Genomic DNA, 21,044 nt, shown 5'->3' on the forward strand with positions numbered 1-21,044 from the left:
GCATGTGTGACGCGCCTGTCCGTTCAAGTTGGCGTCGTCGTTGAGGCCCGACGCGCGCGGATGAGTTAGCGCAATCGCCGGTCGTAGAGGCCGTTGGACCTGCCGTGACCGCCGGGGTGTTGACGACCGAGGAGGCGATCTTGCGCGTCCCGCGCCACGATGCTGGTGGGCTTGAGCATGATCGCGTCCGCTTCGGCCGCGTCGAAATGCCAGGCGAACACGCGCTTGGTCGGGTCTCCCGGCATGGGCTCGGTCGAGACCCGTACATCGCCGCGCCGGTCGCCGAAGGACACCGAGGCCGCGTCCGGGATCGTGACGCCCGCGACCGCCATCCCGTTCGCCGTCCGATACCAGCTCGCCTCCACGGCCCATTCGGAGGTGAACGCCTCATCGGAGTCATAGCCCGGGCCAACGAGGAGCAGTCTGGGCCGGCCCTGCGAGTCCCGAGACCACGCGACGTCCAGCCCGTGATGCTCGAGCACGAGGCTGGACCACGGCGAGATCGAATCCTCCTCGACGTTAAACGCCTCGGCCATCTGCGCCCGGTCGCTCTTGTGGACCTCGACGTCGAACCAGAATGTGAGCCGGTTCGATGCGACCAACGCAACCACGACCATCACGACCATCGCAACCAATCCCAGCACGGCGCCTTTCATGGCACGCAGTGTCGCGCATGCGCGGGGAAGGTGAACTAGTTCATTCGGCCAAGAAGGCGAGTAGGCGCGCGGTGAGCTGCGTGGCCAGCGGCTGGTGTCGAGCCGGCACCGTCGAAAGCGCGAAACCGTCGACAAGCAGCACTTTGGTGCCCGTTGCTCGATCGATCCGTAGTACCGCACCATCCAAGCCGAACGCGTCCTGCCTTGCAGCGCCTCGACGAGTCACTCGACATCGCGTAAGTTGCGCCCCATGAAGCGCGCCGTGGTTGTGGTCGCTGGATTCGTAACCGGCATCGGAGTCCTCGTCGCCGCTGGGCTACTGTCGGTGTCGATGACGCGCGGGCCGTCGGCCACCGACAGGTCGAGCGATGACCCTCAGAAGGTCGCTGAGGAGTTCGGGTGGGTCGATTCCGGCGCGCAGCGCTGGTCGCCGCAGTCAATGGCGGGCAGCGGCATCCGATTTGCCATCGGGACCCAGCGCGGTGCGCCGTGCATCCTTTTCATCGGTCCGGGCACTGGGGCGCCGTGCTTCGGGTCTGGGTGGGCGGTAGAGGTTGCGTTCAGGTCGGTGCAAGACCAGACGTTCGTCCTCGGGTCGACGATTCCGGAGGCCGCGTTCGTGCGCTTTGGAAAGAGTCGTGACGCATTTCGTGTCCCGGTTGAGCGGGTACCTGGCCGCGCTGAGGGCTTCATCGCGTTCGTCCTACCGGATGGGGCCCTTGACCGAGTGAAGACCAACGACATCGTCGCGCTCGATAGACGCGGCCGTCTGCTGGGCCGACAGCACGCAAACGATGGGCACGGTGGCTTCGGGGCGATGGACGGCATCTACGACCGGCGGCTCAAGTAGTTCCGCGTCGTAGCGCGCTGTCCGAACGGTTCGCGCTCCGACGCCGGCGCCCGCGGCGCAGCCACTCGCCGTACAGCAGGTGCGCTCGCGCGAGCTCCGCCTGCACGCTGGTGCCGCCGAGCCGTTCGATCGCCTCGCGATAGAGCGCCGTGGCTCTAACCGCGTGCGTCGACACGCTTACGATCTGGAACACGTTGCTCGATCACCCGATCCCGATCGAGATCCGCGGCCAATCGTCTGTGCGAGTCACCGGCGGGTGAACCGAAGAGCAGGATTCGTCGAACGCAAGACTCTGCGGCCCCTGGCACTGGCTCGACTGCGCGTCGTCGCGCCGCGCGCGAAGTAGCCTTCGCGGGTATGCGGAGCGTGGACGCCGAGGCTGAACTGATGGCCCGCCTGTCGACGTTTGGGGCGAGTGCTGAAGGGCCCTCGTATTCCGACGTCGAGCGGACGTGGCAGACGCTACGCGCCTTCGCGGATGAACCCGTGGACGACCTGGACGCGCGCGATTCGTCGGCTGACACGTGGCTTGCCCAACACGGCCCGTACGGAGGCGGAACCTTCGTCCTCGACATGACGCGCGAGTTTCGGTTCGTGGACGAAGAGGGCCGCTACAGCCACTCGGCGGTCTTGAGTTGCGGCCTCTACTTCGCACCGTTCCTGGCGTTGAAGGGCCTCGAGGCGGCTGACCTCTCGTCGGCCGGGCTCAGTCTCGACGATTTCTTTCGCCAGGCGCTCGAACTCCCGGGCTTCAAGCGAGTGCGCGACCACCAGCCGGCACCGAACGGGCTGAGAGTCTTCTACACGGATGTCTAGAGAGGCGGCCGGAGCGCCTCCATCCGGAAGTCTTCTCTTCGTCGGGGGCTGTCGCGTAAGTCCGTCGATGACTGCGGCGGTGCCGCGGCGGTGTGGCAAGTCGGCCGCGGCGGGCCGTGGGGCCGGCGGCCGTCAGGCCGCCGTGTTGGCGAGTTGGTGGTTGTGGAGCTTGAGCAGGTTGTGGGTGGCCATGCAGAGGCGCCATTCGGTGCGGACGGCGGTTCTTCCGCGGCGGTGGAAGCGGGTGATGCCGCGGTTGTGTTTGGTGTTGCCGAATACGGATTCGATGATGTGTTGTCGCTGCTTGTAGAGCGCCTTGCCGTGTTCGGTCGCCAGGACGTTGCGCATGAAGTCATAGATTCCGCCGCGCCAGCCCGGCCGGGGCGTGGTTCGCAGGCCGGACTCGGGCCGGATCAGGACCGGGATGCCGTCGCCGGTGAGCCGGTGGATCTGCTTGGTGTGCCAGTAGCCGGAGTCTGCGACAACGACGCTCGGGAGTTCGGTGATGCCCGCGGCTGTGAGCTCTCGGCGGACCGCCGCGACGGTCCGTTCGAGGTGGCCGAAGTCGGGGGAGATGACTTCGATCTCGGCGGCGATGACGATCTGGTGCTCGTTGGCTGCGGCCTGGGCGTTGTAGCCCTGCAGGAACCCGTGTTGGCCTTTGACCATTCGCGAGTCCAGGTCGGTGGTGTTGATTTCGCCCTCGGGGACCTCGGGTGGTGTGTAGGGCTTGGGGACCGTCCCGGGTCCGAGCCGCCAGCCGCGGTGATCCTTGCCGCCGGCGCGGGAAGCGTTCGTAGGCGTCGTTGGCGCGCGCCTCGATCCAGAGTTGCTCATCCATGCGCTCTTTGGCCTCACGCAGCCGTGCTGACCGATCGCGCGGAATCGGCGCGCCCTCGGCGGCGCGCTGATCGTCCAACCAGCGCTTGGCCTCCTTGAACCACTGCCTGCGCCCTCCGTGCGTCGAGATCTCCGGCGGCAACTCATCTCCCCGGCGATCACCGAAACGCTCGTCCTCCTCGGCGTCGATTGCTCGAGCGTCTTCGATCACCTCGCGGGCCAGACGTTCGTAGTCTCGGTTGGCCGAGCGGCTCGCGTTGGCGGCGACCTTGCTGCCGTCGACGGCGACGACGCTCAGGCCGACCAAGCCAGCCTTCGCGCACAGCCCGAGAACGCCGCCGAAGAGCTCCGCGAGCGCGTCCTGGTGGCGCTCGACAAAGCGCGCGATGGTCGCGTGATCGGGCTTGCTCTGCGCCGCGATCACGCGGTAGGCGATGTCCTCGACGCACGCTCGCTCGATCGCTCGCGAGGACCGGTTCCCGCGCGCGTAGGCGTAGAGGATCAGCGCGACCATCATCGCCGGATCAAACGCGGGCCGGCTGCGCCCGACGGCTCGATAAGCGCCATAGAACGCGTCGAGTTCCATGGACTCGACCGCGCCGAGCACGAACCACGCGAAGTGGTCTTCGGGCAGCCACTCGCGCACGTCGGGTGGCATCAAGAACGACTGCTCGCGATCACACGCGATGAACCGTTGCGCCATGCCCGGAATCGTCTTAAACGCGCCGGACGGGACGTCGCCACGCGCATCCACGCAAAAGCAAGCGCCAATTCCCGACTTACGCGACAGCCCCTTCGAGGAGCGGCACTCTGCTCACGGCCTGGAGCGGTGAGCAGCGCTGCACCATCAGCGAAGCGGGCGAGTCGCATGCCCGACGCACCGAAGGGCGTCCAGCCCGCCGGTCGACAAGTAGGGTTTGCAAAGTGCGCCGTCTCCTCCTGCCACTTGGAGCGACCTTCGTCGCATGGCAGATCGTTCAGGCTGACTGGCCTTCCGCCGTGTTGGTTGCGGTGCTCGTCGTCTGGCTCGTCTGGCGCGACATTCCGCCGCGGTTGTTTCAAGCAACGTCCGTGATTGCGTGCGCCGCGGTGGTCGCTGATGCCGTGCGGTCAGGCCTACCGTGGTGGATGATTGTGCTGGCCGCCGCTAGTGGTGTAGCGCTCGTCTTCATCTTCGTGCTTGCGTTCGCCTTGCGGCATGGGATCCGTTCGCCCGCCGTTCCGCCGTCCGCCCCGCGCTGAGCGCCCTCGTGGCTGCGCGGACCGGCGGAGCGCGGGTCTGTCTCCATCGCCCCGAATGGTCCGGTTGCCGGTTGCGTCGAAGGTGTCGCGTGACTACGGCGATTCCGTCTTAGAGCCACCGCTGCCAGCCGACAGAGGCTCGCGGAGCCCAGGAGACGATCAACCAGACCTTGCTGTTGCAGAGAACCGGAGACGGCGCCGGGACCGTTTCGTTACAGGCTTTCCGAAGTGCCGGAAGAACAGAATGCCCGCTGAGAGAGCGACAAGACCCAGGCTGCCGCACGGCCCGACCGCGACCCCGACCCCGACGAGTCCGGTCACGGACGCGCCGCCGCCGGTCTCCGACGACGCCGTCACCCCCCGTCATGCCCGAAAAGCAAACCTTCACTAGATCATTCGTCGAAGGGTGCCGGCGGGTTGGCGCCTCGCGTCTAGAGTCCGCGCGATGAAGGCTGCCCGCGCGACTGTGGAGCACCGGCTTCTCGCCGTTGTGAATCTCGTCGGCGGCAGCGTCGCGCTCGCGCTCGCGCTCTCTGGCGACAAGGCGGCGTTCGACACGTTCGCCGCGGTCTTCGTCGCGTTGATGGCGATCGCGATCGCGCTGGCCACGTTTTGGATGCTGCGGAGCCTGCGTCGCGCTGAGCCATTTCCCGACTGGGCGACGCGCGCACGTGGCGTCGGGCCGAGCCAGTTCCTGAGCGCCGCGATGTCCGCGGCCGTGACCGTCTTCATCGCCACGGCCCCGTCGCCGAGTACTTGGATCGTCGCCGTCGCCCTCCTCGCTATCGGTCTGTTGCATCTCTGCACTGCCATGCTTGCCGCGCGGGTCGAGCGGCGCATGGGCTCGGACGTTCTGCGCTTCGAGAACCGGTATTTCCTTGCCCACTAACTAGCCCGGGTGCACGCTGGCTTACCAAGGACAGCGTGTCCGAGCGCTCTGCTCGGTCCGGATCCCGCCGCCGCCGCCCGCCCCCGCTGACGGGCTGACACAAACGCACGCAAACCACCATCTACGCCGAGAGGCTCGAGTTCGTCGAGAAGCGGAACTATCGTCGCGTGACGATGGATGCTCTGCCGATCGAGGAGTTTGCGCGGTGGTGGCGCGAGACGGGCGAACACGAGCTTCGCCAAGTACTCCTTTGGCGATGGGATCCGATCGGTGTCGCTGACTGGTTTCCGAGCGCCGCTGACGAGTACGACAGCTACGCGCCCCAACTCGTGCAGGTACTCCGCAACGGCGGAGACACGGATGCGGTCATGACCTGCCTTCGCAACGTTGAGCTCGACGCGATGGGGCTGCCAGGAACGTCGCCCGAACGTCTTCGGGAGGTGGCGAGGGTCATCGACGAGTGGTACGGCAACTCGCAGAAACACTGGTCTGAGTTCGGCCCGATTCCTCGCTGAGGCGGAACGTTGTCCGCCAGCGGCGGCGCCCGCAAGCCGCCGGCGCCCCGTTCTGTGGCGATCGCGTTCTGCCGCTCCCGTCGAGGAATGAGACTTTGAGAGCCTGCAACGCCGCGCAAGCCGCAATGGACAAACGTCTGCTCGATCGCGCCGACTGCTTCTGAAAGAATGATCAGCGATGCCTGATCGAGTCGTCTATTCGGCCCTGGGACTGTGGGCCCTCTCGCTCGCGGCACTTCTTGTCATCGGGCGGGAACTCGGCGAAACCGTGGTGCTCGTCCTGTTCTGCCTCATGATGGGCTGCGCGGCCTTCATCGTGGCTAGCTGCTACGGCCTCGTCGGACTGCTTCGTTTGCTCGCGCTCGCGTTGCTAGGCGGTGTCTGCGTCGCTGCCGTGACGCTCGTCCTGCCCGAGGGCGTAGACGAGGTCGTCGCGTGGCTTGGTCCGATCGTTCTCGGTGTACTCGTCGCTGCGGTCGAGCGCCGCAAGCGGCGCCGCCAGCGCGTCATCATATTGACGACGAGCGAACGCACGGTCGTCTTGACGACAGATGGCTAGGAAGCGTCCGGAAGCGCGTCATCGTGGAATTGACCGACAACCGACGACGAGCGCCAGTCGGCCGACCGTCTCATTTGTGCCTGCCACTGCTGCGCGCGATCGAGCGTCAGTTCTACGCCGTGGCCGACCTCGGCGTTGGCTCCGGGCGCCTGCCCAAATCGTCGAATAGGGGCACTGTGACGTGGTGCCCGCGCGCAACTCCGTTTCGGATATCGCGAGAGCGACGGCGTTCGAGTTCGATCCTGTCGGAGCACGCACGCGTGCGCCACGTCGTGCCTATGCACCGCATCGTTTCACTCGAGCCGCGTGGCACTTCTGCTGTTCGTCGCGTGTTCGGTTCGGCCGGGAACCTCGCTCCCATTGCCGCGCAAGAGCGAGGGGCTCGGTTCGTCAGAACGGCGCAGCGGACGGCGACAGGCCGGCGGCGTTGACCTCTGCTTCGGTCGCCGGCGCGAGGCGATCAAAGGTGTCAGCGTCAGGCGGGCCGGCAGATGGTTCGGTGGGGCTGGCCGGGGAGTGCGTCCTGCCACTCGCGCGATGTGAGGTCGCGACTCGCGACGAGGCACGCGTGCCGTTTCCATGTCTGCGGGGAGATGTCCAAGCGGAGGCCGCCGTGCCGGTCGGAGACTGCGAACAGTCGCGAGCCGTCGGGGGCGAGGACGGCGGCGGCGAACGTGTCCGGTTCGACCGTGAGAGGCGGTCCGATGGGGTTCCCGGTGCTGACGTCGTGCAGCCCAACCGTCCCGTCGGCGCCGCCGGTGACGAGCACCCGCCCGTCGGGGGTGAATTGCATCGACACAAACCGCTGCACGCCGTGGCCCTCGAAGCGAGGCCCGACCGGCTTCCAGCTACGCGTCGACCACAGCTGCGCCGTGCCATCCATGTGCCCCGTAGCGAGCCGGGTGCCGTGGGGAGAGAACGCCAGCGAACGCCCGCCGTCGGGCGTCACAAGCCGCGCGACGAGCCGGCCGGTGCGTGCGTCGCGGACCTCGGTGGGGCCCTCGCGGGCGGCGGCGGCGAGCAGCGTGCCGTCGGGACTGAAGGCCACCGAGGCCGACGTCACTGCGAAGCGCACACGGGTGAGGGCGCGCCGGCGGACGTCCCATACGCGCACGGTGCCGTCGTCGGCTGCCGTGTCGTCGGTCGGCGTGCCGATTTCTGCGGCGGCGAGCAGGCTCCCGTCGGGCGAGAAGGCGAGTGCCTGTGACGTCGTCGACAGTCCACTCAGGTCGCCCACGGGCTGCAGTGAGCGCGCGTCCCGGAGCGTCACCTGTCCGCGTCTACCGGCGATCGCGAGCAGTCGCCCGTCGGGACTGAAGGCGACGGCCGCGGCGAAGCCGTCCAGCGCATGCACGCTGCGGCGCGGGCGCAGCGTCTGCGCGTCGATCAGATCGACGGTGCCGTCGGTCTGCGTGACGGCGACGGTGCGACCGTCGGGGCTGACAGCAATGCCGCGCGGCGACCTGTCGCCGGGATCCACGAGAAACGGCGGTCCGGCGTCGAAGCGCCGGATGAGCCGGCGATCGCCGGCGAGGTCCCACACGAGCGCGCGCTCGTCCTCGCCCGCGCTGTAGAGGGTGCGTCCGTCGGCGGAGATCTGCAGTCCCCATATATGCCCGCGGTCGTGCCCCTGCAACCGCTCGCGCAGTTCTGCGCGCGCGACGTCCCAGACGAGCAGTTGCCCGTCGTCGTGGGACGTGACGAGCGTCCGCCGATCGGGCGTGAACGCGAGCCGCGAGACGGCCGCGGCTTTCCCGCCGGTGAAGCGCCGGACTTGTCCGGAGCGCAGGTCGAGCACGCGGACCGCGCCGCGCGGCGAGCCGAGCGCGAACAGGCGTCCGTCGGGGCTGACGCTCCCGGTAGCGTCGCCCACGGGCCAGCGGCGCAAGGGGCGCAGCCGCTCGGTGTCGATCATCACCGTCTCGTTCCGCGGCGCGCTGGTCATGACCAGGCGCCGGCGATCCGCCGTCGTTGTCAGGCCGAACGCGGCCTGGGGCAGACGCAGCGCGCGGCCCTCGGCGGCGCCGGTCGTCGCGTCGAAACGGCGCAGCACGACCGCGGCCTCGATCGACGGCGGGTTGAGGATCTGCTCGATCAGGAGATCGCGGCCGTCGGGCAGGAACGCGACGCTCGCGGCGCCGTACCTCGACGGGTCGAGCGCGATCCGCAGCCGCCGCGTGCGCGTGCGGGGGTCGATCAGGTCCACCACTGGCCCGGACGGCAGCGTTATGGGCGCGGCGAGCGTGGCTCCATCCGGCGAGAACCTGAGCGGGCCGACGTCTCCGTCCGCGACCCGGTAGGGCGCGCCGATCGAGCGGCGGCTTGCGACGTCAAAGACGCTGACCGCACCGAGAATGCCTCCGACGGCTGCCAGGCGCCCGTCCGGACTCACGACCACAGAGCTGAGGGGCCAGCCGTCGCCTGGAAGCACGCCGATCACCGCCGAGTTGCGCGCCAGCACCGAGAGCAGGTTGCCGCGCGTGGCGGCGGAGTCGTGCAGCTCTACGCCGGCGCGCGCGAGCAGGAGCGCGTGGTCGAGGTGCTCGCGGCCGACCGCGTCGGCGCCGACGCGCTGTGCGTCGGCGACCACGGTGGCGTCGCGAGCCTGGCCGCGCTGGGCGACGGCGATGGCACCTGCCGCCACCGCGAGCGCCAGCAAGGCTCCGACTCCGGCCAGGAGGACCCGCAGGCGGCGATTCGCACGGCGCTGCCGCTCGCCCTCGCGCTCCGCCTCGGCGCGGCTCGCAGCGACGAACGCGCGCTCGAGCCCGTCCAGCTCGGGCTCATGCTTCGCAGTCCAGTCGAGCGTGGAAGCCAGTCGGGCGCCTCTGTAAAGCTCCGCCGGGTCACGATCGGCGGATTGCCAGCCGCGGGCCGCGTTCATGAGGTGCAAGTGCAGCCGGCGCCCGTCGGCGTCTTCCTGGAGCCATGTACGCAGTCGCGGCCACTCGCGCAGCAGGGCTTCGTGCGCGACCTCCACCTCGCCCTCGCTGATCGAGATCAGCCGCGCCTCGGCGAGCACGTCCAAGACGTACGCGACGTCAGTGCCCTCGAACTCGGTCAGCCGGGCCCGGCGTCGCACAACGGCGTCGCCCTCGCCGTCCCCGGCCAGCCGCAGCAGGACGCGCCGTGCGAGCCGCCGGCCCGCAAGGTCAAGCCGCTCGTAGGCCTGCTCGGCCAGCCGCGCGACCGCCCCGCACACTCCCCCGGCCTTCTCGTAGTCGGACAGGCGCAGCGACCCGCCCCCGCGGCGCTGCCACAGCTCCAGCAAGGCTGAGGAAACCAGCGGCAGCGCACCGGGCTGCCCCTGAACGTCGGCGACCAGCGCGTCGACCAGCTCGCTCTCGACCGGCACGCCGGCCCGGCGCGCCGGCAGCTCGATCGCACGGCGCAGCTCCTCGCGGCGCATCGGGCCGACGAGCACGTGGCCGGCGCCCAGCAGCCGCGACAGCTCCGTATAGGCGGCGCAGCGACCGTAGAAGTCGGCGCGCACGGCGACGACCACCAGCGCGGGCCGGCGCACGTCTCGCACCGAGGCCATGAGCGCGTCGACGAACGCCGCGCGCTCTGACTCCTCGCCGCAGATCGTGAACGCCTCCTCGAACTGGTCGACCGCCACGACCAGCCGGCCGTGACTCGGCGCCCGGGCAAGCGCCTGCTCGAGCGCGCGCAGCGGACGCTCCCCCGGCCGCAAAACGGCGAGCGTCCAGCGCTCGCTGCCGGGAATTACATCCGCCGCGAGCGCGGCGAGCAGACCGGCATGCAGCACCGAGGACTTCCCGCTGCCCGAAGGCCCGACGATCCCCAGGAACGGGGCGCCCGTCAACCGGGCGACCATCTCTGCCACCAACCGCTCGCGCCCGAAGAAGAAGTCCGCATCGCCGGCCTCGAAGGACGCCAGCCCCTTGTAGGGGCAGACGGCTTCGACCGCACGCGACTCGGTTCGCTCCCTGGCGACCTGCAGCTTGACGATGCTTCCGACGAGGTCGTCCTCCGCGGCGCGCAGCCCGGACCGATCCCCGTTGATACGGCCCACCGAATCGGCGAGGCGACGTAGCTCCAGCATGCGCGCCCACTCCGACGCCACACCGTGCAGCGACCGCGGCAAGCCGCCGCTGGCGACCAGAAGGCGCTCGACCGGCACCGCAACCTTCGCGCCCGCATAGAGCCGGGCGAACGCGCGGGCACCGTCGGCGTTCAACGGAGCCAAGGCGAGCGTCCCGGCCGCCCGCAACGAGGGCACCACCTGCTCCGCGGTCGCCACCACGAGCACCGCCCCGGCGAATCGCTCGTCGAGCGGATCGAGGTCGCGCGCGACGTCGTCGAGCACCAGCAGGGTGGGTCGGGAAGCCATGCGAGCGGCGGCCAGCGCATGCGACGCGTCCGCCGAGCGGCGAGCGGACACGTACAGCACGGCTCCGCGGTCGCGCAGCACCTCTTGCGCGAGCTCGGCGACCAGACGTGTCTTGCCGATTCCGCACTCGCCCACGACAAGGACGCACCGGCCGTCCCCGGCGAGCGCGCGCTGCCAGTGCCCACGCAGCCAGTCCAGATCGGCCTCTCGGCCCAGGAGCGGTGTCGCCGTGTCGAGCTCGGGCGCCAATCGGGTCGCTTCGACCAGAAGTGGTGGCTCGAGCCGGGGATCCTGGCGGAGGATCGCCTCGTGCAGGTGGCGCAGCTCGGGGCCGGGCTCCACGCCGATCGCGTGCACGAGCGCCTGGCGAGCTTCGCGATAGGCCTCCAACGCCTCCGCTTGCCGGCCTGAGCGATACAGCGCGAGCATGTATTGCCCGCGCAGCCGCTCGCGCAACGGCTCATCGGCGATCAGCGACCGCAACTCGGGCAGGACCTCGCAATGGCGGCGCGCGCCCAGGTCGGCGTCGATCGCCAGCTCGGTCGCCTGCAGTCGCAACTCCTCCAGCCGCCGGATCGCCGCGCTCGCGAACGGCTCATCAGCTACGTCGGCGAGCGGGCTGCCACGCCACAACGCGAGCGCCGCCCGTGCTTCCCCGTTCGGCGCCCCGCCGGCCTGCTCGGCGGCGTGAACAAGCCGCTCGAACCGGACGGCGTCGACGCGATCGACCGCCAGCCGGAGCTCGTAGCCGCGACCGCGCGTGACGATCTCCGCCACGCTCCCGCGCAACAGCTTGCGCAACTGGGACACGTACAGCTGCACCATCTTGGGAGCCGAGGCCGGCGCGCGCTCGCCCCATAACCCCTCACACAGCCGATCGGCCGACACGGTCCGGTTGACCTGCAGCGAGAGCATTGCCAGCACGGCGCGCTGCTGGGGCGCCCCGAGGGCTACCGGGCGGCCGTCAAGGCTCGCCTCGACCGGCCCGAGGAGACGGATGTCCATGTCAGACCCTGCGAGCGACCCTACTCCGGTGCGCGCCGCGGATCAATCCGCCCATTGACCGCACATATACCGGCGTCGGCAACGGTGCAGAGCGTTCCCACCCCAGCGTCCCGAAAGGCCAAAATGCCCTGTTCCTTCCGACCCATCAAGCGTGCGCTTGTCATCGTGGCGGCGGTCTCCGTGGGAGGCCTCGTAGCGGGCGCAGGAACGGCGCTAGGCGCCTTTCCGGGCGCGAACGGCAAGATCGCGTTCGGCAGCGACCGCCCGGTCGCAGGCCAGCCGCCCAACGACAACATCTGGACCATGCGCGCGGACGGACGCAAGCTCGTCAACCTGACGCCGGATTCGCCGACCAGCGACGACAACCCGAACTGGCGGGCAGACGGGCAGCAGATCGTGTTCGAGAGCGATCGCCGGACGCCGGGGAATCCGATCCCGAAGGGGTTCGAAGGCCCGGATTTCGAGATCTTCTCCATGAACGCCGACGGGTCCGACGTGCGGCAGATCACGTTCAACGAGCTCGACGACGAGGACCCCGCCTGGTCGCCCGACGGCCGGCACATCGTCTTTGTCCGGGACTTTGACCCGGTCCGAGGCCAAGTCAACTACGACATCTTCACGATGCGGGCCTCCGGGGGCGACGAGCGGAACATCACGAACCATCCGGATCCCCTTGACCAGGTTCCCAATTGGTCGCCGGACGGCGAGCGGATCGCGTTCACCAGCAACCGTGGCGGCGGCGACGGGGTCGAAGCCGCTGAGATCTACACGATGCGCGTCGACGGCTCGCGCGTGCAGCAGCTCACCGACAACGACACGTTCGACGGTGCGCCGAACTGGTCACCGAGCGGCCGGAAGCTCTCCTTCCAGAGCCATCGCGAAGGGCAGCTCTCGATCTACACGATGCGCCGTGACGGCGGCCGCCAAGAGCGGTTGACGTTCGACGTACCTGGCGCCTTCGGGTCAGCCTGGGCCCCGAACGGTTGCCGCGTCGCTTTCTCGAGCTTCGCGAATCCCGAGATCTTCACGATCAACGTCGACGGCACCGGTCCGCGCAACCTGACCAACAACCCGGCGTTCGACTTCGCGCCCGACTGGCAGCCGCTCGACGACCACCACGGCGACGACGACGACGAGGTTGCCCGCGACCAAGTGGACCGCTCGATCTGCCGGGACTGACCGAACCGGCCGGGCGGGCTACCCGCTGCACCCGTCAACCCAACGTCGGCCGTCGCGCTCAGCGAGAGACCCTCGACACGCGCCGCGCGGCACTGCGACCGAAGCGAGCCGCCCCTCAGGCACGCCATCGGTGCGGTGCGTGTACAGGTGGAGGAGCGCTACGGCCGGCGTGAGCGCGCGAGCGTGAGCCCCCGCGCCGGCCCACGGAGGCGATCCATGGCTGGCTTCTCGACCGCAACAAGCCGTACGCTGCCACGCTGATCTCGCTGGTCACGTATCGCTTCGTAGTTCGAGTGCCATGGATCCGTCGCTCCACCGCCCGCGCTGGACAACCAGGAGCACCGCACAGCTCCAGGGAGGAACTGCGGTGCATACGCACGACGTCAGCGAGCGGGAAGTCCTGCAAGGACGGAGCCGGACGGCTGTCGCTCTCGCAATCGCTCGCAAGCGGCGGCCGACGAAGCGCACCGCTCGCCCGTGCGAAAGTTCCGAAATCGCGGAACGGCGAACTCCCTCGGGCGTCCGAGACCCCGGTTACGGTCGGCGTCGCGGCAACGTGAGGCCGACGCTGGCCGGGATCATCGGTGGCCGGCGGCCGTGCACGGTCTGGATGATCTCGTCCGGATCGATGCCCTGCAGGTAGATCGAAGTCACGCCGAGGTTGCGATGACCGAGCTGGCGCTGGATGACGTTGAGCGGCACGCCCTCTCGGGCGAGCTCGATCGCGTGCGCGTGACGCAGCTGGTGCGGAGCGAAGCGACGCCGCACTCCGGCCCGGGCGGCCCGTCGCCGCAGCGCGGCGCGGGCGGCCGAGGCATACCAGGCACGCCCGCGGGTGCGCCCGTCGATGACGCGGAACAGCGGGCCGACCGGCGTCCGCTCGCGCACCACGAGCTACGGCTCGAGTTGTTCAAAGCCCCAGTCGTCCATACCGACTTCTCGTCGGCGCCCGCCTTTGCCGCGCCGGACCAGCACCGAGCCGCGACGACGGTCGAGGTCGAGCTCGCTGAGGTCGAGCGCCTCCTGGATCCGCAGCCCGGCTCGCCAGAGCACCACGATCAACCCACGGGCACGGGCACCGTGGACACCGTCGCCGCAACAGCGCATGACGGCGACGATCTCCTCGGTGCGCGGCGGATCTGGCGGATACCGTCGGCCCTTGTTTCGTGACGGACGGCCAGCGAGATAGCCGGGCACCGAAGCTGGCGAGCGGCGCCGCCCAAGCGAATCCAACGGCAGTGAAGCGGTCATGTTCTCTCCGATCACTCGACGCGCCATCTACTCGCGTCGTACCACTGCCAACTTCAGGGCCGATGAGGACGCTATGCACCCGCGCCCGACTGTGCCCCTGGCGTCGAGAGAAGAGACTTGCCTCTTAGGCGGGACTTGCTGCGTATAGCGGCGTCCCGTCAAGCTTGCCGACGGCTGTCGTAGCCGCTCGCCGCGCCTACGGTTGTCTGATCTGCTTCGTCGTCGCCCGTTGGGAAGCGCGTCTCCCAGATCGCTGCGCGCTCGCATGGATAGCCGCCGCCGTGTGCTCACCGCCCGCCGCGGGCCGCTCATCGATCGGCCGTGACGCTACGCCATAGCGGCCTCGAGGTACGCGAGTGAGGCGACGCTGTTAGCGGTCGGGCGATACTCCAGTCCGACGTAACCCGAGTAGCCGGCCTCGTTGAGCCGGCGCAGCACCGTCGACCAGTCGATGACGCCCGTCCCGGGCTCGTGACGGCCTACGTGGTCGGCCACATGGACATGGCCGATCAGGTCGGCCTTCCCGGCGATCGGAACGCCGGGATCCTCGCCCATCACCGCCGAGTGGTAGACGTCGTAGAGCAGCTTCACGCCCTGTAAGCCGGCCTCGTCGACCAGCCGGAGACCGTGGTCGGTACCGGTCACGAAGCAGTGCGGATGGTCGGTGTCATTGAGCGGCTCGAAGAGCAGAGTGAGCCCGTGGCGCCCCGCGATCTCGCCGCCCGCGCGCAGCGCCGCGACGATGGCCGTGTCCTGCTCCGCGACCGGCACCTCGGGCAGCCTCTCACCCGAGGCCACCACCAGCGTCGCACAGCCGAGCGTCGCGGCCGCCCGCGCGGACTCCTCCGCGGCCTCGGCGAACTCGGCCAGCCGCCTGGCATCCACGATCGGAACCTGCGGTTCGACCAGCATCATCACGATCGCGAGCCCGCCCGCATGCGCCGCCTCGCCGACCGCCTCGAGGTCCTTGTCGCGCCAGTGCCAGAACTCCACCCCATCGAGCCCCGCTTCCGCGGCGCGACGGATCCGATCCGTGACCGGCGCGTCGTCCTCGGCGAACAACCATTCGATGCAGGCCGACCGTGAGAATCTCGTCATGAGGAGAGGATCGTCGCGGCACCACAAGAGGGCAAGCTCCGGTGGTTCGCGCCCGCCCCGCGCGTTGTCTACGACGCAAGACCGGGGCTCTTGAGTTCGTCGAATATGAGCACTCTCGCTTCTCGCATGCCACGCAGCCGCTGCGTGGACGTCGCTGAGCGTGCTGCTCCCGTCGAGAAGAGAACCTTCTCGTCCGCCTGCGGGTGGGGCAGCGGTTGCGTCGTTCAGCCGGCGCTACGTCGCGATGTCATACACCAAGACTCGTTCTGAGAGTTGCTGCGCCAGCGCGCTAATCGGGGAGTGCTCCGGGTGGGGTAGGTAGTGGTCGCGGGCGTGCTCGTCGGTGAACGTGATCAGGAAGCCGTAGCCGTAGCCCTGCTCTAGGCCTTCAGGGCTGTTGCTGGTTCCGAAGCGTACGGACTCGATTCCCTCGATCCGCTCGGGCAGTCCGGCGAGCAGTTGGCCAAGGCTCAAGAGGTCGGTCTCAGTGACGCCGGCGCGCAGGGCGAGCAGGACGACGTGATCGGTCATCCGGCAACCGTATGACAACCGACGCCGGCTCGGCGGCCACCACGAGGCCGCCTCCACGAAGCGTCGGATCGTTGAGAGGCAGATGATCGTCCTCCGCATGTAAGACCTGGCGACGGTTGTTCTCTCGAACTCCCGGCTATCCCTTATCAGCCCTCTACGGGATAGCCCTTACCGGCTGTCGGCCAGAGGACCCACGGTACCCGGGATCCGAGCGGCTGAAGATTGCTGCGATCGTCGAGAAGCACCACTTTCGCTTCTCGTTCTGGCCCCAATGACGCCGACGCGATGCCGGCCGCTGGTTGTGCCTCTAAGGAACAGTGCGGCGAGCGGCAACGGAGCTACTCGGCGCGCTGCGCCGTATCGTCCCAAGCGCTGGTTAAGGACCCCCGCGCTGTCGACGCTGAGCGGCGGCGTCTGGACCCACGGCCCCGAGCGGGCCGAGCTTGTCGATCAGCCACTCGCCCGTCGCGATACGTCGCAGCTGGACGATCTCGTCGTTCGAGAGAATGGCGGCCGCTCGGTCGCCGCTAATGGCGATTGCGTGGACCGTCGCGCCGCGGAAGTACGTTCCCCACTCCGGCGTGGCCGCCCTGCAGTCCGGGATGGGCGTCCCCCCTGCCCGTTGGCACGTCACCTGCTCGCAGGCGGTCCGGGTCATGTAGTCGGTGCAGGTCTGAGGGCTGGAGGCGAAGTGTCGCGCCCACTTGTTGGCGGTCTCGGCGATCGGCCCCTTTGCCCCTGGCGACGCGCCCAGGAAGCTCACGAACGCGACGAGGTTGCCGGACTGGTCGTAGAGCCGGCACCAGCTCGAGACGTCGCGCGGGAAGCGGTAGCTCAGGCTCGTCTGGCCGTCCGGCCAGCGCCGGGTGAGCGTGGTCTCGCGCCGCGGATCAGCGACGTTCGCGCCGCAGGTCGCGCTGATCCGCGCGCCGCTGACCGTTGCGAAGGTCTGGTTGCGCACAGGAGGAAGCAGCTGCACCGTCAGTACCCGTCCGTCGAGGCTGAAGCGCACGCCGGCCTCGACGTCGGTAGCGACGACCTTCTTGCCCGGCGGCGTCGCCGGCCGTTCGACGTCAGACTCGCGCGTGACGGTCAGGACGACCGCGACGAGGGCGGCGACCACGGCGAGCGCGACCAGCGCTCGCAGGCCGGTCGCGGGAAGGACCGGCAGCCGCCGCCGCAGGTCGAAGACACGTGAGCGCGTATGGCTCTCGGTGTCGCGACGGTGCGCCCGGCGCAGCTCACGTTCGAGGTCGTCGAAGAAGTCGGTCAAGGGGTCCGCTCTTCCAGCTTGCGTCGCAGGCTCGCGAGCCCGCGCGAAACGCGCTTTCGGATCACGGCCTCGGACGTGTAGGTGGCGGCGGCGATCTGCTCGTACTCCTGCTCGTCGAGGACGCGGGCCTCGATCGCGTCGCGCTGGTCAGCCGGCAGCCGTTGCAGGAGCTGGACGACGTCGCCGTCCGTGGTCACCACGAGCTCGATCGCCTCATCATCGAGCGCGAGCGGCACCATGCCGAGCGCCCGGCGGGCGCGGTCCTCGACGCGCCCGTGCTCCAGCGTCCGCGCGAGCTTGTGCCGCGCGATCCCGTACAGCCAGCCGATCGCCGGACCCTTGGCGGGGTCAAAGCTGCGGCGCGACGCGAGCGCCGCGGCGAACGTCTCCGCGGTCAGGTCGGCCGCCAGCTCGCCGTCGCCGGTGCGCCGCATGAAAAACCCGGCCAACGGCCGCGCATTCCGCCGGTAGAAGGCGGCGAAGGCCTCCTCGTCGCCCACGGAGGCGACCAACAGCTCCTCGTCGGAGACCGTCATCAACAGATCATTGCCGGGCCTGGCCGCGTTTGTGACCGAATCGCAAAACGTGATGTCCAGCCGATCCGAACCGGGAGCGCGCGGGGCCGTCGGTCGAGTAAGCCGCTGACGTGCAGAACATGGTCCCATACGCGACACGGCCCGGCTCGTCGCGAGCCAGTGCTCCCATCGCCTCGGACCTGCGGCGACTGGAGGCGACTTGCCGACGGCCGCAATGTTGTCGAGTCCGTCGATTTAGGGCACTTTCGCCGGCCATGCGTCGGCGCCGCTCCGTTCGGACGAAGAACGACGACTGTCGAGGCGCGTCTCTGCGCACTAGCGGGCTGTGGCTCGTCGCTCGACCCAGGCGAAGCTGGCGTGGTGATTTGCGCTTTCGAGGTTCAGATCGGGAGGCGGGCGTAAATCGTCGTGGGGCCGCCGGCGGGGCTGTCGACCGTGAACGTCCCGGTGAGGGCTTCGATCCGATCGGCGAGGCCGCGCAGGCCGCGGGTCGGGGTCGCGCGTCCGTGGCCGTCGTCGCGGATCTCGATCAGCAGGGTTGTGCTGTTCACCTGGACGGTTACGGTCGCGTGCCTCGCGCGGGCGTGGCGGGCGACGTTGGCCAGTGCCTCTGAGCACACGAACCAGGTCGTCGCGCGCAGCTCGTCGGTCAGGATCTGGAGGTCGCCCGTGATGCGGAGCGTCGTCGACACTGGCGAGCGGCGCGCCATTTCCTCCAGTGCGCCGGGGAGGTCGGCGCGGGTGAGCGCCGGCGGGTACAGGCCGTGGCCCAGGTCCGTGAGCTCCGCGGTCGCTGCACGGAGCTCGTCGCGCAGCGCGCCGGTCAAGGTCCCGGGGGATTCGTCGAGCAGTCGGTCGACGCGGCGCAGTCCCGCCAGGGGTCCGTCGCTGAGTCGCTGTTCGAGTGCACGGCGTTCGGCGTCGGCGGCGGTCAGCAGCCGTCGGCGCGAGGCGCGCACGTCGGCGGCGTGCGTCTGCACCGCGGCCTCGAGGCGGGCGGAGTCCAGCGCCAGCGCGGCGGCCGCGGCCGCCGCGGCGGCCAGCCGCAGGTCCCCGGGACCGACCGCGCCGTGGAGGAGCGCGACCTCGCCGCCGCCGGGCACCGCGGCGCGCGTCACGGGGTGCCCGTCGGGTGCGGGTACCGCGTGTCCGCGCTCGTCGACCCAGCCGACGTCGGGAACCCCGTAGCGCAGATCGAGGTCGGGGTCGCCGAGGGCGCGCGCGAGTTGCGCGGTCACCGGCCGATCCGGGCGACGATCGGCGGCGAGCTCGATGACCAGCTTGCCGGCGGCCTGGCGCTCCCACGCGCCGGCGCAGGCCGCCAGAGCGACCACGCCGGCGCCAAGCACGATGACGTCGTTGAGCACCAGCAGGGTGGTGTGGCTTGCGAGGTTGAGCGCGGCGAGCCACCACATCGCGCTCAGTCCGGCGGCGGCTGCGGCCGTGGCGAGGAGCGCTTGCCGCCGGCCCGCGGCCGACCGCCTGGCGCGCGCGAAGAGCACCGCGGCGACGGTCGCCGCGATCCCCGCCGTCGCGGGGCCGGCGACGACGGGGCCGAGCAGCCCGGCGATCCAGGCCGCGGTGGGCAGCGCGCGCCCCCGGGCGCCCGGGACGCGCCCGGATGGCACCGACAACAGCAGATGCAGCAGCGGGCCGCGGTAGGCGAGGACGCAGACGGCGGCGAGCGCGCCGGTGCTCGCACCCGCTAGCGTGCCGAGGTACCAAGTGATCGCCGCGAGCAGCGCGAGCCGCCCGGCGGCGGGCGCCCGGTCCAGCAGCCACGCGCCACCACCGCCCAGCGCCGCGCCGACGGCCCAGTCGAGCGTTGTCGCGAACGGCGTCGCCGCCGGCGCGACCGCCTCCGCGGCCGCGCCGAGGGCGAGGATGCCGACGCCCGCTGCCGACCGGGTCAGCGCACCTTGCGCCATGGCTGCCGCAGGATGACGCGCTCGCCCGCGCCGGTTACGTCGGCCGGCTCGAACCGCAGTACGCCGTCGAAGTAGCTGAACTCCATCGTCTCTGGCGCCGGGAGCGGCGGTGGCGTCGGCGGCTCCCAGACCAGCGTGAGCCGGTTGCCGTCGACGTGATAGCTGCCACTGCAGGCCGGGTGCGACGGGGTAGGGACGTCGGCGCACTGGTCCGGGAGGGTTGGGGTCACGGTCTGCGTCCAGCGACCGCGCCTGAACGTGGTCGTGAAGACGGTGTCCTCGTCGTACGGAACGGGAGCGCCCGCTGCCCGGAACTGCGCCGCGGTGACCTTCGCGACGTAGACGCCCTCCGGGAAGGCGCTGCGCGCGGCTTGATCCTCGCTGCCGCCGGGCGTGCACGCTGCGGGCAGCGGAGCGGCGAGTGGCTGCGGACCGGCGCCGGGCAGGATCCGCATCGCGTCCAGGACACGAGCGGCCGCCGGGTTGCTCTCCAACGCGGCGAGCGCCGGCTGAGTGGCCTGCGCGAGCGCGCGCAACTGCTGTGCGCTGGGAACTGCGATCCGGACACCCGCAGCGCAGAGCACGCTCAGGTCAGAACGCTCCTGGTCGGGGATGCCGGTGCGCGCCGACCTCACCGTTTCCGCCGCGGCCTCGCGCATCGCCGCCTGCTGCGCTTTCGAAAGGCGCCGCCAGGCCCGCCGGCTCATCGCGATGCTCTCGAACTTCGGGAAGATGCCGTAGCCCGATAGGTGGCGAAGCTGGTTCCAGTAGCTGTTCTCCGCGATGTGTACGGGGGCCGACTCGGCGGCGTCGAGGCGATCGTGTTCCAGTGCGCGGTTGACGTCGCGCGCTGACAAACCCTGGATGGCCTGCGCGCCGAGTGCCTCGAACGTCGCCGCGGACTGGGGATCATCGACGATGCGCAGCCGCAGCCGGCTGAAGTCGGCCGGCGTCAGCGGCGGCCGGTCGGCCAGCACGCGCCGGGTCTGGGCTGGCACCAGAGCCAGGCCGACGACGTCGTGCGGGAGCGTCGCGAGCACGTCGCGCCCGAGCTTGCTCGACGCGAGCGCCTGCGCCGCCTTGTCTGTTGTCAGCACGAACGGGGCGAGCAGCGCCCTGAACTCGGGTAGGCCCGCGGCGGACCACGCACGCGCCGGCACATAGGCGACGTCAGCCCGGCCGGCTTCGAGCGCCCGCACGAGGCGCAGCTCGTTGGCCGGCAGCGCGCCCGAATAGCCGTTTCCGAGCTTCAGTTGCACGCTGCCGTTGGAGCGTCGCGCGACGGCCGCGGCGAAGGCTATCCCGAGCTGATCGCCCTGGTCGGGCATCTCGAGCGTCAGCGTCACCGCGCGGTCAACCCTGGCACCGGACTTCTGGACGGCCTGATCACCGCATGCGGCCACGCTCACGGCCGCGATCGCGAGAGCCACGGGGCAGCTGAATTGGAGTAATGGGTGCATGCCGACAGCCTCCCGGCTGTTGGGCCTTCGGTCATCGGGGCGGCCACCGAGCGTGCGCGGAT

General features: G+C 69.9%; 17 protein-coding genes and 2 pseudogenes. 7 read left to right on the top strand and 12 right to left on the bottom strand.

Annotated elements, in window-relative coordinates; translation table 11 throughout:
- Positions 1-65: 65 nt before the first annotated feature.
- On the bottom strand, positions 66-656 hold the full coding sequence (locus OM076_RS00950) for a hypothetical protein (protein WP_270037414.1): 591 nt from the start codon (positions 654-656) through the stop codon (positions 66-68).
- A 250-nt stretch (positions 657-906) separates the two neighbouring features.
- Between OM076_RS00950 and OM076_RS00955 the strand changes: the two genes are divergently transcribed.
- Entirely contained in the window at positions 907-1,506 is a 600-nt protein-coding gene (locus OM076_RS00955; RefSeq protein ID WP_270037415.1) for a hypothetical protein, read from the top strand.
- On the opposite strand, the gene OM076_RS00960 is transcribed toward OM076_RS00955, so the two are convergent.
- Positions 1,499-1,699, bottom strand: coding sequence for a hypothetical protein (locus OM076_RS00960; protein ID WP_270037416.1), 201 nt, complete (start codon positions 1,697-1,699; stop codon positions 1,499-1,501). The two genes, OM076_RS00955 and OM076_RS00960, sit on opposite strands and share 8 nt — an antisense overlap.
- A gap of 164 nt (positions 1,700-1,863) precedes the next feature.
- On the opposite strand from OM076_RS00960, the gene OM076_RS00965 reads away from it, so the two are divergent.
- Positions 1,864-2,322 (top strand): hypothetical protein, encoded by a 459-nt coding sequence (locus OM076_RS00965; protein ID WP_270037417.1) that lies wholly within the window; start codon positions 1,864-1,866, stop codon positions 2,320-2,322.
- A gap of 132 nt (positions 2,323-2,454) precedes the next feature.
- Here the strand turns inward: OM076_RS00965 and OM076_RS00970 are convergent, their stop codons facing one another.
- Positions 2,455-3,159: a transposase gene (locus tag OM076_RS00970; protein WP_270037418.1), complete on the bottom strand. Its 705-nt coding sequence runs from the start codon at positions 3,157-3,159 to the stop codon at positions 2,455-2,457.
- A 382-nt stretch (positions 3,160-3,541) separates the two neighbouring features.
- A pseudogene (locus OM076_RS46705) lies at positions 3,542-3,865 on the bottom strand (transposase); the annotation flags it as partial.
- 221 nt (positions 3,866-4,086) lie between these two features.
- Between OM076_RS46705 and OM076_RS00975 the strand changes: the two are divergent.
- The 4 genes from OM076_RS00975 to OM076_RS00990 all read left to right on the top strand — a co-directional run bounded on the left by OM076_RS00975 (position 4,087) and on the right by OM076_RS00990 (position 6,367).
- Complete coding sequence (locus OM076_RS00975) at positions 4,087-4,404, top strand: hypothetical protein (protein WP_270037419.1); 318 nt, start codon at positions 4,087-4,089, stop codon at positions 4,402-4,404.
- Positions 4,405-4,849: 445 nt separating this feature from the next.
- Positions 4,850-5,293: a hypothetical protein gene (locus OM076_RS00980; protein WP_270037420.1), complete on the top strand. Its 444-nt coding sequence runs from the start codon at positions 4,850-4,852 to the stop codon at positions 5,291-5,293.
- Between the two features lie 173 nt (positions 5,294-5,466).
- Complete coding sequence (locus OM076_RS00985; protein WP_270037421.1) at positions 5,467-5,808, top strand: hypothetical protein; 342 nt, start codon at positions 5,467-5,469, stop codon at positions 5,806-5,808.
- A gap of 178 nt (positions 5,809-5,986) precedes the next feature.
- Positions 5,987-6,367 (top strand): hypothetical protein, encoded by a 381-nt coding sequence (locus OM076_RS00990; RefSeq protein WP_270037422.1) that lies wholly within the window; start codon positions 5,987-5,989, stop codon positions 6,365-6,367.
- 475 nt (positions 6,368-6,842) lie between these two features.
- Here OM076_RS00990 and OM076_RS00995 read toward each other — a convergent pair whose 3' ends face one another.
- Entirely contained in the window at positions 6,843-11,726 is a 4,884-nt protein-coding gene (locus tag OM076_RS00995; RefSeq protein WP_270037423.1) for an nSTAND1 domain-containing NTPase, read from the bottom strand.
- 180 nt (positions 11,727-11,906) lie between these two features.
- Between OM076_RS00995 and OM076_RS01000 the strand changes: the two genes are divergently transcribed.
- Positions 11,907-12,905 (top strand): TolB family protein, encoded by a 999-nt coding sequence (locus tag OM076_RS01000; RefSeq protein WP_270037424.1) that lies wholly within the window; start codon positions 11,907-11,909, stop codon positions 12,903-12,905.
- Between the two features lie 534 nt (positions 12,906-13,439).
- On the opposite strand, the pseudogene OM076_RS01005 reads toward OM076_RS01000, so the two are convergent.
- The 7 genes and pseudogenes from OM076_RS01005 to OM076_RS01035 form a co-directional block, all read right to left on the bottom strand.
- Positions 13,440-14,183, bottom strand: a pseudogene (locus OM076_RS01005) (tyrosine-type recombinase/integrase).
- A gap of 300 nt (positions 14,184-14,483) precedes the next feature.
- The gene (locus OM076_RS01010) at positions 14,484-15,254 is read right to left on the bottom strand and encodes a TIM barrel protein (RefSeq protein ID WP_270037426.1); all 771 of its coding nucleotides are present in this window, start codon (positions 15,252-15,254) and stop codon (positions 14,484-14,486) included.
- Between the two features lie 234 nt (positions 15,255-15,488).
- Positions 15,489-15,785 carry a Dabb family protein gene (locus tag OM076_RS01015; RefSeq protein WP_270037427.1) on the bottom strand — a complete coding sequence of 99 codons (297 nt, stop codon included), beginning with the start codon at positions 15,783-15,785 and terminating at the stop codon, positions 15,489-15,491.
- A 376-nt stretch (positions 15,786-16,161) separates the two neighbouring features.
- Positions 16,162-17,058 (bottom strand): hypothetical protein, encoded by an 897-nt coding sequence (locus OM076_RS01020; protein ID WP_270037428.1) that lies wholly within the window; start codon positions 17,056-17,058, stop codon positions 16,162-16,164.
- Positions 17,055-17,594, bottom strand: coding sequence for an RNA polymerase sigma factor (locus OM076_RS01025; RefSeq protein ID WP_270037429.1), 540 nt, complete (start codon positions 17,592-17,594; stop codon positions 17,055-17,057). Before OM076_RS01025 ends, OM076_RS01020 begins: the two co-directional genes overlap by 4 nt.
- A 380-nt stretch (positions 17,595-17,974) precedes the next feature.
- Positions 17,975-19,522: a sensor histidine kinase gene (locus OM076_RS01030; protein WP_270037430.1), complete on the bottom strand. Its 1,548-nt coding sequence runs from the start codon at positions 19,520-19,522 to the stop codon at positions 17,975-17,977.
- On the bottom strand, positions 19,504-20,952 hold the full coding sequence (locus OM076_RS01035; protein WP_270037431.1) for a TRAP transporter substrate-binding protein: 1,449 nt from the start codon (positions 20,950-20,952) through the stop codon (positions 19,504-19,506). The genes OM076_RS01030 and OM076_RS01035 overlap by 19 nt, the downstream gene beginning before the upstream one ends.
- Positions 20,953-21,044 lie beyond the last annotated feature (92 nt).

It is taken from the genome of Solirubrobacter ginsenosidimutans (assembly GCF_027587205.1).